The organism is Sulfitobacter sp. M85, from assembly GCF_029285915.1.
Taxonomy (GTDB): Bacteria; Pseudomonadota; Alphaproteobacteria; order Rhodobacterales; family Rhodobacteraceae; genus Sulfitobacter; species Sulfitobacter faviae.
Window position 1 is genome coordinate 1 of sequence record NZ_JABECQ010000017.1, and the last position, 14,631, is coordinate 14,631.

A 14,631-nucleotide genomic window follows, 5' to 3' on the forward strand; every position below is an offset into this window, starting at 1 on the left:
GCGCTGAGGCTGCAAAGAAAACACGAAAGGAGCCAAAACATTGACCGCGTCATAAACCACGACGCATAACTGAGGGTGGGTCAAATCTCGGTGAAAATACCGGGTCAGCTCTCAGTGACAATCAACACCAATAGGGCGAGATGTTCATTCATGTTTTGAAGCTTTCCTTTGAGTGCCTCGCGGCCTCAAGCAGCGGGGGCGTCTGTCCAGTCGCGCGAGCCATTCGTCAAAAACGAGGTTCTCGTCGAGCTCGGCATAGTGATCGATGGTCGTCTGCAATTTCTTGTGCCCAAGCAGGCGTTGCACCTTCGGCAAGTTATCGAGGCTGTCTTTCAGCCAGATCCAGCCGATCAGGTGGCGATAGAGATGCGGATTGATGCGAACGCCGACTTTTTGGTGCAAACGCTTTGTCACCCGATGCAGAAGGCCTGAGTAGTAGCTACCAGCGTTCGTCTTTCCCTGTCCGGGAAAGAGATATGGGTTTTTCTTCTGCAATGGTGCCAGCATCGTTGGGCGCACGATCTCTAAATACGTTTTCAGGAGCTTGCTCGCCGTCGTGCCCAGCTGAACTGTCAAATCAGCATCACCTGCACTCCGCATTTTCACTTCCGAAGCGGGCACTACGATACGGGCGCGGCCATCAGACCATGTGATCCAATCGAGACGCGCACGCAGAACATTGGCACTGCGAGGGGCTCTTGCCAGCAAGATATCGTGGGCCAAGGTGGCCATGATATCTCGACCGAGGTCAGGGTCGAGCACCTCGGCCGGCGGTGGGAGCACTCCGTTCTTTTTCTGGCAGGCTTTACGCTTCGCCTTGATCGATGCGTCTATGTCCGCAAGCAGCATCGCACTCAGGTCGATGGTCTGCTGAATGCGGGTGCCATTAAACAGCCTGAGCTTGGACATGTTCCGCGGTGCGATGCCCTGATAGTTCACCTTATGCAGCGCGATCGTATCATCGAGTTCACGGAGCTCTTCCGGCGACCGGTTCAGATAGTCCCGGGCGATCTTGCGCGCCGTCTTGAGAACGCTTGTGACGTAAGCACTCGGAAAATCGCCTTGGTTGACTTCGCTAAGGGTCTCCGCCGCTACGTCGAGGAATTCCGGATCGGTGAGTTCTTCGATGGTCTCGGGCACGACGTCAGCCGACGAAGCAACCGCTTTAGCCAGCGACTTAATGTATCCGCGCCGTGTCTTTAAGGTTTCGGCTTTCCAAGTGTGTTTGCCGACCAGGAAACCCGCTTGGCGCAACAACTCCAACCGGCTTGGGCCATCCTGTTTAGTGGACTGACCGGGCCTTTCGGCTTTCTCCTGCCGTTTGGCGCGCAACTTGGCCTTCTTGTCGCTGATTTCGCCGGTAGCCTCTTGTTGATCCATTCGCGCTATGAACGCGGCCCGGGATAGTCCATCACGTGAGACCTTCCCCTGTGCCCAGGGAGCCACTCTGGTGTCGAATTCTTCCAGTAGCGGCGCAAGTATCGCGTCATCGACACCGAATTTGTCCCGTGCGTCGTAAAAGGGATGGCAAGCCGTCGCAAAGTCGAGGTGCGCCAACTTTGGTTCAGACGCGAGGTGGCTCAGCAGTGTTGAGATTTCGCGAACCTGCTTTTCGCAACGTGCAGCGCTCTTTGAAGATGTTTCGACGCGATAGTTGTAGAAAGCTGCAAGGGTCGCTGTGGTAATCTCGTCCGGAGCAATTCCCTCCTCGTGCAGAAAGACGAGAAACGGGCCGCAGGCGTATTTTGCCGAGCATGGGAGGTCACTATCTTGAATGGCTTTATAAGCTCTCTGATAGTGGCCGGCTATATCATTGATAGAGCGTTTGCGCTCCCGCGGCTGGTCGCGCCCAGCGGCGTTTACCAACGCCGAGCGGTAGGTTGCATAGCTTCCTTTGCTCAGGTTGAACCGTGCAGGCTCATTACTGTCGAAAAAGTCAATTACATCCTGCTTGCAAACTTGTTTCAGTTCGGGGGCCCACCCAGCATGGCGGCACAACCAACGTAGTCTTGAAACCAGACCGCTTTCTCCTTGGCGGTGAGCCTTTTCGATCAGGTCGGCATAGGTAACACAGGTAATCACTTGCGCCCCAAACAAATCCGAGCCGGTTGCTGTAGACAGCGCCGAAAGTGTGGAATGACGCGGTCGAAGGCCGGGAATGTTCAGGATGTCGCTTACGGCTTTCGGGTTCAGCCCTGCACGGAGAGAAAGCGCGCGCATGCTTTCACCGCTGGTTTCCAGGTAACTGCGCAATATTTGATCGAGTGTCATGGAGTTTCCCTTTCAGGTTCGCGGGGGATTTCGAGTTCGAGGTCCGGCCTCACAGGGTCAGGCCGGACTCGAAGCTCGAAGATCGCCAGCCACTCGTCCTTGATCGTCCACGATTTGCCGAGCTTCGCGGCTTGAAGCCTCACAAGACCTTCTGGTGTCGGGCAGCCGTGATTGATCCAATCTCTGATGGTATGCGGGTCCCGATTGAAGATCTCGGCAACCTCGTTGGCAGTGTAATAGACAGGTTTTTTCATTTAATTCCTCCTTTGGATTACGGAGGAATTAGGTTCCGCACGGCTTTCTCGGAAATTTCCGGAGCAATAAAGTTCGACCTCCCATCGTGCAAAACGGACCGCGGATCGGGACTCTCCGCCGAGCCTCTGAAAAGGAAAAAGTGTCAAACCGGTAAGAGGTATCTAATACCGGGATGACACCTTTTATCCGAAACCAACCAATTTCTTCTCGATCTTCCGAACCGGTCTCACCTCCCTCCTGAACCAACAGGATAAGAGTGATGACTTTGACAAATCGAAATCTGCCGACCCGTGATAGCTCAGGTCGGTTCTGCAATTCCGGCGCCTACCGAGTGGCGCACGCATGCCGCCCGACCATTTTCACCCCGGCATCTGAGGCGCGCCCAATGTTGAGGTCGGCATTGACAATGGCCAACCGCACCTTGCGGGAGGCGTCCGAAAGCGAAGGTGTGCCAAGTGCTGTAATCCGGGCAAGCCCTGGAGCCGGAAAGAGCACACTTGAGCGAGAGCTCATGGCCGAACGCGCGGCTGACGGACAACTTGGGAACGTTGCCTTCCATGTGCCGACGCTTGCCCTGGCAGCGGAGGCGACACGCGAAGCGGAGGGCCTTGGGCTGCCTGCCCACACCATTCGCGGCAGGTCTGCACCACGGCCTGACGGAGATGGTCCAATGTGCGCCAAGGCTGAGCTGGTCGAACAGGCAAGTCGGATTGGGCTCTCTGCAATGGAGCATTTCTGCGAAACGAAGGCGGAAAATGGCACAGTTGCACAATGCCCCCATTTCGAGGAATGCGCCTATCTTGGCCAATTCAGAGTGGATGCGGCCTGCCACTTCCTCGCGACCGCATACTTCGGCCTGCCGAAGCAACCAGGTGTAGATCCGGCACTTAGGGTTCTGGACGAAACCTTCTGGAAGAATTTTCTTTGGATCCGGGACATCGATCCCGTCACCTTCAAGGCCCCCCGGACCTATTTTCCGACATCAGCCGCCGCAGATCATGCTCAACTCTTGAAGGCGGCAGCACAAGTCGTCGGGAAGCTTTGTGCTGGGGAAAGCCCGTTGGCATTGCCTTATTCTGCAAGCGATTTTGAGGCCTTCGCTGAGCTTGAGCGCAAGGACCAGGCACCCGCATCAGATATTCGCCCGGACCAAAGCCTCCAGAAGCAGAAGAGAAAACTGGAGAAGGCCGCTCGGGCGCATCGGAAGGTTTCGAGCTTTGCAGCGGTCTGGAAAGTTTTGGCCGAGGCAAAGCGTTTGGGCCTGACCGAGTGCGAGCGGCTTCGTCTATTTACTTACGGTGAAAAGGAGGTGCTGCGCGTGATGCGCAAGCAGCCACTGCGGCACAAGGAACCTATGCTGGTTCTCGATGCCGATGCGGATACCGAGATCTTGGCCGCTCTCGGCTGTGATATTCGAGCAGAGCATGAACTGACCCTGCGGCCTCAGGCCCATGTCGTGCAAGTCCACGATCACCAGATGTCCATCTCCGCATTACTGGGCAGTAAAAGCCATCGCGAAGGGTGCAGAAGGGTAATCGCGCGAGAGGTGCTGCGTGATCGGCTGACGAAGAACTCAGGCGTGCTTGTAGGTGCAACCAAAACGGTTGTGCAGAAGTTCTTCGAGGACGCGGGCCATGATTTCAGTTCGAAAAGTGAGACCGAGATCAACCAGATCATGCTTGGCACAAAGCTACATGGGGCACGATGGCTCTGGCTCGGAGGTAGGTCGTTGGGATCGAACCGCTACAAGGACTACTCCGCAGTGATCGTTCTTGGTCGTCAAGAGTTGCCTGTCTCGACGCTGGAGGATCAGGGACGCGCACTGTGGGGAGATACACATGGGGAACCGCTGAACTTCGTGCCGATGGATATGAAGGGAGGGCATCGGCTGCCCTTGGTTGAACTGCCCTACGAAATGGCAGACGGTAGCGGCATGGCGGTGAAAGTGCCCTGCCATCCAGACCACAGAATCCGCCGGGTGCAATTACAGTCACGCGAACTCGCCACGCGCCAATTGGTCGAGCGTCTTCGACTGGCCCATGCTCCCTACCGTAAGCGTGTCATTCTGGTCTCCAATATTCCGATCCCTGGTCTTCCTGTGGACGAGTTGATCTCGTGGAATGAGCTGAAAGGGGACCGGATAGACGCCGCAATTTCTATCTCTCTGGTCGAGAACGGATTTGCTCGGTTCAAACAGGGAGAGATCGTCGAAAACGCTCCCGGAGTGTTCGACACGATCGATGCGCTCAAGGGAGAACTTGGAGAAAAAAAGTCATCGGCGCACTTGATCCGACGTTTCAAACAGTTTGCCAAGCCTTTGGGCGGGAAGCTTCGTCTGAGAGACTGTAGGCGGCCTCCGCTTGATGCGGCAACCAATTGGTCGGTCGAACTGCTGCTGCCTGAGAATGCGGCTCCCGGGCCGCGCGGGTAACATCTGCGCTGGCAAGCTACCGGGCAATCAGACAAATGATTTTTCGAAACCCACTTCGACCCAATGTTCTGGCTACAAGAAAGGAAACTGCTATGACTAACGAGAATTATTCGCCACAGAAAGATATCGAGGTAGATTTGATTGCAAGGGGAGGGGGAGCGCCCTCAGTCGCTTGACGTCTGGCATCTGAATGATGAGCAGCTCGAGACTATTAGGGATGCTTCAATCATTGAGCACGCAGCTGCATTTCTGGCGAACGCGATGAGTTGCCTCACTGATGAAGACGGTTTGGTGCAGATGGCTACTCACCAGCAACGAAGCTTGCACGCCCCGCACGGCATGAGAGGAAAAGGAACAATGAATTAGCGAGACCCGCGAGGTGATGGTGCATAAGTCTGCCGCCAAAATCAGGGAAGAAGGCGAAATCACCGCCGGTTTCGCAGGTCAGCACGGCTGGTTCTGGCGCAACCGTGACAAGATCGAGGTGACGGTGACCGTTCAGGTGCTTGGCGAATACGACGAATTCAAAGACGCCAGCTAAACCTTATGGCTGCCGGTCCTTTCAGAAGGGTCGGCAGCCTATCCGGCGCGGGGCGCGAGAATAATCACCGTTGCGCCAAGAATACAGAGGCCCGCCCCGGCAGCATCCCAAAGATCAGGCCGCTGCCCTTCTACAGCCCACATCCACACCAGCGAAGCCGCGATATAGATACCGCCATAGGCCGCAAAAGCGCGCCCGGCGAATCCAGCTTCTACCAAGGCCAACAGCCCCGCAAACAGCGCCAAGCTCAGCAGCCCCGACACCAGCCAAAGCGGCGATGCGCCGCGCCACCACGCCCAGACCGCGAAACACCCGACGATCTCAGCCAATGCCGCAAGCGGATAGAGGGGGGGCAGCGGGCATCAGGCGGTGGGCCCGTGATCGGCAAGACATTCCTCATGGTCGCGCAGCACCTCAAGAATGCGACAATCAGCCACCCGATCCGCATTGCAGGCACCGATCATGCGTAGCAATTCAACGCGGAGGGCCTCGAGCCGCACCAGCCGCGCCTCGACGTCGCGAAGTTGCCTTTGGGCGATGGCATCGACCTGCGCACAGGACCGGTCTGGCGTGTCTGAGAGGTCCAACAACTCTCGGATCGCCTCGAGCGAAAAGCCGAGCTGGCGGGAATGGCGGATGAAGGAGAGGCGGTCCAACTCAGCATCGCCGTAACGCCGCTGGCCGCCTTCGGTCCGGCCGGGCTCGGGCATCAGACCGATCTGTTCGTAATACCGGATCGTCTGCACTTTGGTGCCGGTCCGTTTTGCGAGTGTGCCGATCGCGAGCATATCTGACCCCTTTCATTCTACAGTCTCTGTAGGTTTTTTGAAGGGTGTCGCACAAGCCGGCAGTTCGTGAACTGGATGACACTCAACGCTGAGATTTCTGCAAATCGTTGTATCACGTTCCGCCACGCGGCCATTCTCGCAGCCTATTGCAAAGAAGGATGATCGGGAGAAGAAAAGTTAAACAAACCATTTGAAGCTACAGTTGCTGTAGGTCGTATCTCTGTGTCTGACGGTGAATCGGATTGGAAGCAGACATGACGGACGGGAGCACAGCACAACGGGAATGGCGCGTCACGGGGATGGACTGCGGCGCCTGCGCGGCCAAGGTGCGCGGCGCGGTGGAGCGCTTGCCCGGGGTCGCGGATGTCGATGTCGCGCTGATGTCAGAACGGCTGTGCCTGACGCTGGATAAGAATGAGACCTCGCCCGAGCGGATCGAGAAGGCCGTGCGCGGCATCGGTTTTGGCATCTCTCCAAAGGGGGCACAGGCAGAGAGGCCGAAGGGCGGTTTCATCCTGCCGGACGATGCAGTGATCGGTGGGACAGCGGCATCACCTCAAGCGCATGCGCCCGAAGAGATGCCAGACCCCGCTTGGTATCAAACCGCGAAAGGCCGCTTGGTCCTCGGCAGCGGCGCTCTGCTCGCAATGGCATGGGCCTCGCGGCTTGTCCTGCCTGCTGAGGTTTCGCATTGGGGCTTTGTCATCGCCACGTTGATCGGGCTTATTCCCGTCGCGCGCCGGGCCTTTGCCATGGCGCGGGTGGGCATGCCCTTTACAATCGAAATGCTCATGACCATCGCCGCCAGTGGCGCGCTTGTGATCGGAGAGCCGGAAGAAGCCGCGCTGGTGGTCTTTCTCTTTGCCGTGGGCGAATTGTTGGAAGGTGTCTCTGCCGGGAAGGCCCGCAACAGCATCCGTGCGCTGACCAAGCTGGTGCCGAAAACGGCGCGGCTTGAGGTGGGCAACAAGACGCGGGAGGTGGCGGCAGAGGCGCTCAGCGTCGGCCAGATTGTGCAGGTGCGCCCCGGGGACCGGGTGCCCTGTGACGGCGAGGTGGTCAGCGGAACTTCGGGCGTAGACGAAAGCCCCGTTACCGGCGAAAGCGTGCCGCGCCTTAAGGAGCCGGGTGCGGATGTCTTTGCCGGATCGATCAACACAGAAGCGTTGCTGCGCATCCGAGTCGCAAAGGTTGCGGCGGACAACACCATCGCGCGTATTGTGCGGCTGGTGGAAGAGGCCGAGAGCGCCCGCGCGCCGACCGAGCGCTTCATCGATCGGTTCAGCCGCGTCTACATGCCTGCCGTGGTCGGTATGGCCGCTTTAGTGGCCGTGGTGCCGCCGCTTGTCTTTGGTGGCGCCTGGGGCGAATGGATCTATCGGGCGCTGGCTCTGTTGCTGATCGGCTGCCCCTGCGCGCTGGTGATCTCGGTGCCTGCGTCGATCACCTCGGCCCTGTCCACCGGGGCGCGCAACGGGTTGCTGATGAAGGGCGGCGCAGTGATCGAAGCGGCGGCGCGGGTCACCCATGTGGTTTTTGACAAGACTGGAACGCTGACCCACGGCAAGCCCCGCGTAACTGATGTTCAGGTGCTTGTGGGAAATGAAGCCGATCTTCTGGCCCTCGCCGCTGGAGTTGAGAACGGTGCGAGCCACCCGCTCGGCCAAGCGATTTGCGGTGCGGCTGAGGCACGCGACATCGACCCCGCCGCAGCGACACAGTCCCGCGCCTTGCCCGGCAAAGGGGCCGAGGCGGTGATCGCGGGGGCAACCATCTGCGTCGGCTCGCCGCGTTTGGCGGCAGAACGCGGGGCGCTGTCAGAGACTTTGCGCGCCCGGGTCGAGACGCTCGAAGCGCAGGGCAAGACCGTGGTGATTGTCTTGCGCGATAACGAGGCCCAAGGCCTCGTTGCTCTTCGCGATGAACCCCGCGCCGATGCGGCAGAAGCAGTGGCGCAATTGAACGCTTTGGGTATTTCATCGGTGATGCTCACCGGGGACAACCGGCGCACCGCTGCGGCCATTGCAGAGGGGCTGGGCATCGACCACCGCGCTGAATTGATGCCGGAGGATAAGGTTGCGGCCATTCAAAACCTCACGGCTGAGGCGAAGGTCATGATGATCGGTGACGGCATCAATGATGCCCCTGCATTGGCCGCAGCGCACGTGGGCGTCGCAATGGGCTCCGGCACCGATGTGGCGCTCGAGACTGCCGATGCCGCGATCTTGCGTGACCGGGTGACAGATGTGCCCGGCCAGATCCGTCTCGCCCGCGCCGCGATGGGCAATATCCGGCAGAACATCGCCATCGCGCTTGGGCTGAAAGCCGTGTTCCTTGTCACCACGGTGCTTGGCATCACCGGCCTCTGGATTGCGATCCTGGCGGATACTGGCGCGACTGTTCTGGTAACGCTCAACGCCCTGCGGCTGCTGTTTTTCCGGTCAACTACCGCCGAGCGGTTGGCCGAGCCCGGTTGCCGCCCTACAACCCATGCAACCAACGAAACGACAGTCTGAACCTTTGGAAGGATTTTACATGACCCTCACACGACGCAGCCTGCTGGCCTGTTCCGCAAGCTTTGCCGCCGCCGCACCATTTGCGGCATGGGCCGAAGACAAGCCCGCCATCCACGTGATGAAAGACCCCAACTGCGGCTGCTGTTCGGCGTGGATCGAGATTCTGGAGAACGAGGGTTTTGCCGTGACGACCGAGCGCAGCTTGGGAACGCTCTTGATCAAATACAAGCAAGACAACGGCATCCCGCAGGACATGGCCTCTTGTCACACCGGAAAGATTGACGGCTATATGATCGAAGGGCACGTCCCGCCCGCCGACATCCGTAAATTGCTTGCCGAGCGCCCGGATGCCATCGGCCTTGCCGTGCCGGGGATGCCCTATGGTTCGCCGGGGATGGGGCCGGAGAGTGAGCGCGACGCCTATGATGTCTATCTGATTGCTCGCGATGGCAACAGCGAGGTGTTCACAAGCTACGAGGCTGCCTAAATCGCAGCGGACTTGGACCAAACAAGCAGGAAGCGCGCATGGCACATGATCACGCCCATATTGACCCCGAAAGCGGGGACCGCAGAGTATCACTGGCCATCTGGGCGAATGCCCTTCTGACTGTGGCGCAGATCGTGGGCGGTGTCTTTGCGGGGTCGCTCGCCCTTATCGCGGACGCGCTTCACAATTTTTCAGACATGGCCTCCTTGGTGATCGCCTTTGTGGCTCGCAAAATCGCACGGCGTCCGGCAGATGCGCGGATGACCTTTGGCTATGGCCGGATCGAAATCGTTGCCGCGCTGATCAACTACACCACGCTTATTCTTGTCGGGGTCTATCTGATCTACGAGGGCGGGATGCGCATGATTGATCCGCCGCAAGTGGCGGGCTGGACGGTGGTCATTCTGGGCGGGGTCGCGCTGGTGGTTGATACGATGACGGCGCTGCTGACCTATTCGATGCAAAGGGGTAGCGTGAACATCAGGGCATTGTTCTTGCATAACCTGTCAGACGCTCTGGCCTCGGTCGCGGTGATTATCGGCGGCACGCTCATCATCCTTTACGACCTGCGTTGGGTTGATCCCGCGATCACCATCGGTATCGCGCTTTATATCCTTTATCTGGCACTCACTGAAATCGGCGGTCCGATCCGTATGCTGATGCTGGGTAGCCCGCCTGACATGGATGCAGGCGCAGTGGTCGACGCGATGACTGATGTCGATGGGGTCCGGGATGTGCATCACGTCCATCTCTGGCAGATGCAGGAGCATGAGGTGGCGCTTGATTGTCATGTAGTGTTGATGGGGCGAGATTGGACGGACCTTGAAGCTGTAAAGCAGGCGCTCAAGACAAAGCTCGAAGATGACTTCGGCATTACCCACTCGAGCCTTGAGTTTGAAACCTCAGATAATGCCCATGATGGTGCCGCGTTATTTGGCCATAAAGACGGTGCAAAAAACGCCGGCGAAGAACCTGGCGCATAAGCATCTTAAGATTCCGAACAGCGCGGCCACACGTTTCATTGGACCATGTTCCGATCTTCAAAGCGTTACGGAAGATCCTACGGTTGGTGTCACTTTTCATAAAAGAGATGCGAGCGAGGTCCAGTTTGGTGTGCCGCAGTGCAGTATAGGGTCTGATTGGTGAAGGTCAGTTTAAGGCCGCCCGCTACAGGGGCGCCCAGACCGCGAGTGTGAAGCTACTCACGCACAAGACGGTCAGTCAGGCTCACAGCTGATATCGATTGAAGTGGCGTCCGAGGCGGCAACGAGGACATGTCTTAGCTTCTATTTAATGAAATTTGACTAACTGATAAGGTTATTGATGGATTGTTTCCAACGTGTCTCATTTTACGTCATCCAGCCGCCACAAGGCCTTTTTGTTTCCTTGCGACGCCTATTGAGTTGAAGGCCACTACCGCAAAAGGAACATGTAAAGTTCCTATTTCAAACCCCACTCGGCTCGAATGATCTTTGCGGCGCTCGAATGCCAAGAAGAGGCTGTTCATTATTCAGTCTGAAATTTTCTTGCTTGGATTAGCTACCGAAAGCAGAAGATATCTCTGCAGTCACGATGACGTCCGAGGAGAGTTTAGTTGCAAGAAAGCCGATCATCTTTTCTGGCTATGTCTTTCACCGTCGAGGTTGTATGGCGCGTTCGCGATAAATCGACGCAAGCGCTCAGGATCGTGCGGACGATCTCGGCCGCTCACCCGAGCCAAGTAGGCCATATAGGCGATGGCCACGCCAGCCAGAACAACCGACGCGATCGACACGATGATGTCAAAAATAGCCATTGCCCCTCCTTTGAGCCGTCGCCCAGGTTCACACTGAACACTATAGAGCATAGCACAGTTCTGTCGCAGTTCATACCGAACCACGCGTTTTACAGGGGGTCCTTTTGCTTGTGACGAAGACCCGCTCCTACTTAGCGAGTGCCAACGGGAACGGGCAAAGCGTCTGAAAGTGCTCCGCGACCTGCCGCACCTTATCATGGGGCAGTCCCATCTCTGACACGAAGGAAAGCTGAAGATCCGGTGATCCTTCAGATATTATGGATATCGACCTCGAACGGCATTTCGCACTGCCGGGCATGACAGAGCGTATTAAGCTCGGCATCCTCTTCCTCATCCTCATCCTCTTCCTCTTCCTCTTCCTCTTCATCGTCATGTCACAGGTCAGGCGCTGTCGTCATCTGACGGCTGGGACGCAGCGAGTGCCTGAATGCGCTTTGCTGGGCCTTTGTAACGCGCCCCTCGGACGAAACCGCCGTTAGCGCGCGCCATATCAGCGTGTGAAACCTGACCAGAGCGAAGTAGTTCTTCATCGCGTTCGCGCGCGGCGGCTTTCTCCGCTGCGCGTTCTTGGAATGAGAATCTGGGCACCTTTGGTTTCATGTTGTCTCCCTCAGGTATGCTTATCACATCGATGTCGATTTCTTTCGAGGAAACCGCGCCACCTGCGGCCAGCCTGTGCCGCACTTGCAGCAGACCGGCGCTCGAATTCGTGCTGGGTAATGCCCTCAGGCAGCTCGCTGGGCCTGCGGGTCACCGTATGTCCGCAATCCCAACATCGGATCTCGATGTGGGTAATGCCGGGAGTAAACAGTTCATCCGATATTGTTTTTGACATCGTGCATGGCTGTTTGCCAACTTCGTTTTCGTGCGCACCATAAGACGCCATGGTCACATCGCCAACATGATCGCAAAAGTGTTGGCGATGCGAATCTATAGTCCTGAATGGTTTGACCGGGTGGTAGGGTAGGGTGAATGTTCGTCTTGAACACGCTTGTCCCATCATACAACTGGAAAACGCGGATTATGAAGCGCATTTCCCCTTGGAGAAACCGCTCGGTCTCTCAGCGGTGTGCTACTTGCCAGACCTCTTGCTGCAAAGTGGTTCGGCCAGGAGAACCCCGGCCGAACCAGTTACTTAAGTAATTCGCCGCGCAATATTTCAGCCTTTCTAAGGTTTATGACGTCCGAAATGCTGTTTGCCAATTTAGCCAAAGCGCATTGGAGCCGGTAAATTGCGTCACCACGATTGCTAACGTGGGTCTCCTCCCAAGCACCTGACATGCAGCATTCGTCGAAGTGGATCGATGTCTGCGTCTCAGCGGCTATATCTGCCTCCAGAGTTTCAACGAACGCTTTTAAACAATCGATCTTCTGCCCGGAGAAGCTGTCGGCGGACAACTTTCCGCACAAAATGTCACCGATCGGCTGGTGCAACTCCTTATGAAGGTTGGCGCTATTATCAATTCGCCTGAAAGCGTCCGCGACATCGCGGGCTCCTACGACAGCTTCGTTTACCGAGAGCGAAAGGCAAGTCGATTGGGTCACCGCCTCATCCTTCGGTGTTTCTCGCTTGGTGATTGTCTTCGGTGCAGCGCAGTGGCTGGCTTTGGGGACTTCGAACATATTGTTCTCCCTGTTATGCCTGGGCAGGATTGCCTCAGATCCAAGACGTGCCGTTCCTCCTTTCGGGCCCGTTATTGCCAAAACCCAGTGGCCTCCGGGTTGGTGTTAATAAGGGCAGCTTGTTCTCCTGCTGCTCTCAGCGAGAGGAGCAGCAGGAGGATAAGATCGACCTTTCCCATAACAAGCGTTGTCACATCCGCTCGAGCCCGTGACGCAGTGCGTGGAGCTTTGCGGGTCCTCGAGACGGGCTGATTTCTTCTTTCGCCTCTCCAAGGTGTAGTGCTTAGCTGTGCGGCCATTGCCTTGACCACAGACGACATTGGGCTTGCCCTTATCGAGTGGGTGGAAACAGGGGAAGAGGACGTGACGTTTCTACTTTGCGTGTCCAATTGCAGCTTGAACGAAAACCAGTTGGAGATCATCAAGGATGCCTGCGCGAACTCTTACGCTCCAGCGAGCGTCGCCAATGCCATGGGCTGTATTACTGAAGGGAAAGGACTGGTCGCGACTGCCGAAGTTCTGCCAGGTTACTGACGAACTGGCAGAGGACTGTTTGGTATGCCTTGTGCGGTGTTGGCCAAGTCTTAGCCAGAGCTGCCGAACTTGAACAGAGCGCGACTCCGCTGCCTGACTTCTTGCTAAAGTCAAATTGAGCTGCTTCCCGTTCGGAGGGGAGCAAGCGGGCGCTTTGGGCGAAAGGTTTAGAGCGTGGGACAGCCGCCTTGTCAGCCGTGATCGAAGAGCGGCCTGCAAGACTCTTAGGATGATCCGCTCAGAATGCCGTCGATGGCGGAAGGGCACGTAGATGTCCGCCGCGGCCTCCCGTTCACTTAGACAGCATCAAGTTCGGCCCACTGATCCTGAAACTTTGCCGTCGCGGCGGCATATTTATTTTCAATCAAAGTGGCGAGATCCACGAGTAGGATGAACCTACGGGCTTTCTGGCTGCTTTCGTCCAAACTGAAGTATGGGAACCGGATCTCGTCTTCATCAATTTAGGAAATCATGAAGGCTGCGGTGCATCACCTTTCCTTGTTGCACACATTGGGTGACGGCGAAGTTTTCCTTTCTCGGATGGACCGCTGCCACGGCCTCCGCGACAGGTATGTCGAACGCGGTTTAGCAGTTTAGATTGGCGCTGCCGATAAGAAGCCCGCGGTGCCTAAGAAGACTGCTTCGGAGAATGGAACTGCGGTGATCATCGAGTTTTGAAAGGCGGTTTGCCCCGTTCGAGGCGAAGGCTGATACGATAAGGTGCTGTTCCAGAGAAGACTATAATGTCGCCTTCCTTTGCTTCAGATGTCGCGAAGAAACGCCGAGCCCAACCTCTGGCGCGGAAGATCGACTTCGTCCGGTCGATGTCCATCTTAGCGGATTCGGGCCCGCCCCGATCGATTTCCAGTTGACGCGGTGCAGCCTCCGCCTTGTTGGATTCCCCGATTACCTCTCGAGGGAATGCATGTATGAAGGCTGACAACCCACAGTTACAATCAAACCAATTCTGACTTTTTCGCTTCGGTCTGACCTCCTGTCCATGAATGAAGTCATGACAGAACCCGAAGCCGCCCAATACCTGAGGCTGAGCACGAAAACGCTGCAGCGTCGTCGTCGCGATGGCCAGATTGCATACATTCGAGACGGAGGTATTCGTTACTTGATGTCGGATTTGCAGGCTTACCTTGGAGTTCGTCGGACAGCGGCTACGACATCCCCGCCGACGCCGAAGAATTCGAAGTATCGAACAGCTATGAAGCGTGACCATGACGTGGTCGACTTGCTCTTTGGGTGATGGCGGTGGGGACTGTCCTGAATTTTGTGCTCTGGCGTGGTAACTGCTCTATAAGGAGACCCACGTATGAGCATCGACAAAAAGCTATTAGACCAACTGATGGAAGGCCGGTCCTCTGGCGACCTATTCGGCAAG

General features: G+C 57.0%; 12 protein-coding genes and 1 pseudogene. 7 read left to right on the forward strand and 6 right to left on the reverse strand.

What is annotated here, in order from left to right:
* Nucleotides 1-144: 144 nt before the first annotated feature.
* The gene (locus HKX24_RS17255) at nt 145-2,271 is read right to left on the reverse strand and encodes a site-specific integrase (protein WP_271693707.1); all 2,127 of its coding nucleotides are present in this window, start codon (nt 2,269-2,271) and stop codon (nt 145-147) included.
* A complete protein-coding gene (locus HKX24_RS17260; protein WP_067628428.1) occupies nt 2,268-2,525 on the reverse strand; it encodes a helix-turn-helix domain-containing protein in 258 nt (85 codons plus the stop codon). The genes HKX24_RS17255 and HKX24_RS17260 overlap by 4 nt, the downstream gene beginning before the upstream one ends.
* 512 nt (nt 2,526-3,037) lie before the next feature.
* Between HKX24_RS17260 and HKX24_RS17265 the strand changes: the two genes are divergently transcribed.
* Both HKX24_RS17265 and HKX24_RS17270 read left to right on the forward strand, forming a co-directional pair.
* Complete coding sequence (locus HKX24_RS17265; protein ID WP_271693708.1) at nt 3,038-4,957, forward strand: hypothetical protein; 1,920 nt, start codon at nt 3,038-3,040, stop codon at nt 4,955-4,957.
* 412 nt (nt 4,958-5,369) lie between these two features.
* Nucleotides 5,370-5,498, forward strand: a pseudogene (locus HKX24_RS17270) (transmembrane anchor protein); the annotation flags it as partial.
* Between the two features lie 38 nt (nt 5,499-5,536).
* On the opposite strand, the gene HKX24_RS17275 reads toward HKX24_RS17270, so the two are convergent.
* A complete protein-coding gene (locus HKX24_RS17275; protein WP_271693816.1) occupies nt 5,537-5,854 on the reverse strand; it encodes a YnfA family protein in 318 nt (105 codons plus the stop codon).
* Between the two features lie 6 nt (nt 5,855-5,860).
* The gene (locus HKX24_RS17280) at nt 5,861-6,286 is read right to left on the reverse strand and encodes a helix-turn-helix domain-containing protein (protein WP_243265542.1); all 426 of its coding nucleotides are present in this window, start codon (nt 6,284-6,286) and stop codon (nt 5,861-5,863) included.
* Nucleotides 6,287-6,540: 254 nt separating this feature from the next.
* On the opposite strand from HKX24_RS17280, the gene HKX24_RS17285 reads away from it, so the two are divergent.
* Genes HKX24_RS17285 through HKX24_RS17295 form a run of 3 tightly spaced genes read left to right on the forward strand, consistent with a single transcriptional unit; the run spans nt 6,541 to nt 10,272 of the window.
* Nucleotides 6,541-8,802, forward strand: a complete 2,262-nt coding sequence (locus HKX24_RS17285; RefSeq protein ID WP_271693709.1) for a heavy metal translocating P-type ATPase — start codon at nt 6,541-6,543, stop codon at nt 8,800-8,802.
* Between the two features lie 19 nt (nt 8,803-8,821).
* Nucleotides 8,822-9,289, forward strand: coding sequence for a DUF411 domain-containing protein (locus HKX24_RS17290; RefSeq protein ID WP_271693710.1), 468 nt, complete (start codon nt 8,822-8,824; stop codon nt 9,287-9,289).
* A gap of 38 nt (nt 9,290-9,327) precedes the next feature.
* Nucleotides 9,328-10,272, forward strand: a complete 945-nt coding sequence (locus HKX24_RS17295) for a cation diffusion facilitator family transporter (protein ID WP_271693711.1) — start codon at nt 9,328-9,330, stop codon at nt 10,270-10,272.
* Nucleotides 10,273-10,898: 626 nt separating this feature from the next.
* Here the strand turns inward: HKX24_RS17295 and HKX24_RS17300 are convergent.
* Nucleotides 10,899-11,084: a hypothetical protein gene (locus HKX24_RS17300; protein ID WP_136720337.1), complete on the reverse strand. Its 186-nt coding sequence runs from the start codon at nt 11,082-11,084 to the stop codon at nt 10,899-10,901.
* A 257-nt stretch (nt 11,085-11,341) separates the two neighbouring features.
* On the opposite strand from HKX24_RS17300, the gene HKX24_RS17305 reads away from it, so the two are divergent.
* Nucleotides 11,342-11,563, forward strand: a complete 222-nt coding sequence (locus tag HKX24_RS17305; protein WP_276154217.1) for a hypothetical protein — start codon at nt 11,342-11,344, stop codon at nt 11,561-11,563.
* A gap of 652 nt (nt 11,564-12,215) precedes the next feature.
* On the opposite strand, the gene HKX24_RS17310 is transcribed toward HKX24_RS17305, so the two are convergent.
* Nucleotides 12,216-12,707, reverse strand: a complete 492-nt coding sequence (locus tag HKX24_RS17310; protein WP_276154218.1) for a hypothetical protein — start codon at nt 12,705-12,707, stop codon at nt 12,216-12,218.
* Nucleotides 12,708-13,010: 303 nt separating this feature from the next.
* On the opposite strand from HKX24_RS17310, the gene HKX24_RS17315 reads away from it, so the two are divergent.
* Entirely contained in the window at nt 13,011-13,241 is a 231-nt protein-coding gene (locus HKX24_RS17315; protein WP_271693714.1) for a hypothetical protein, read from the forward strand.
* Nucleotides 13,242-14,631 lie beyond the last annotated feature (1,390 nt).

Excerpts from the sequence above, each read along its gene's own strand:
- HKX24_RS17285 (WP_271693709.1), top strand. The coding sequence starts at position 6,541 with ATGACGGACGGGAGCACAGCACAACGGGAATGGCGCGTCACGGGGATG.
- HKX24_RS17260 (WP_067628428.1), bottom strand. The coding sequence starts at position 2,525 with ATGAAAAAACCTGTCTATTACACTGCCAACGAGGTTGCCGAGATCTTC.
- HKX24_RS17305 (WP_276154217.1), top strand. The coding sequence starts at position 11,342 with ATGGATATCGACCTCGAACGGCATTTCGCACTGCCGGGCATGACAGAG.
- HKX24_RS17310 (WP_276154218.1), bottom strand. The coding sequence starts at position 12,707 with ATGTTCGAAGTCCCCAAAGCCAGCCACTGCGCTGCACCGAAGACAATC.
- HKX24_RS17290 (WP_271693710.1), top strand. The coding sequence starts at position 8,822 with ATGACCCTCACACGACGCAGCCTGCTGGCCTGTTCCGCAAGCTTTGCC.
- HKX24_RS17280 (WP_243265542.1), bottom strand. The coding sequence starts at position 6,286 with ATGCTCGCGATCGGCACACTCGCAAAACGGACCGGCACCAAAGTGCAG.
- HKX24_RS17295 (WP_271693711.1), top strand. The coding sequence starts at position 9,328 with ATGGCACATGATCACGCCCATATTGACCCCGAAAGCGGGGACCGCAGA.
- HKX24_RS17300 (WP_136720337.1), bottom strand. The coding sequence starts at position 11,084 with ATGGCTATTTTTGACATCATCGTGTCGATCGCGTCGGTTGTTCTGGCT.
- HKX24_RS17265 (WP_271693708.1), top strand. The coding sequence starts at position 3,038 with ATGGCCGAACGCGCGGCTGACGGACAACTTGGGAACGTTGCCTTCCAT.
- HKX24_RS17255 (WP_271693707.1), bottom strand. The coding sequence starts at position 2,271 with ATGACACTCGATCAAATATTGCGCAGTTACCTGGAAACCAGCGGTGAA.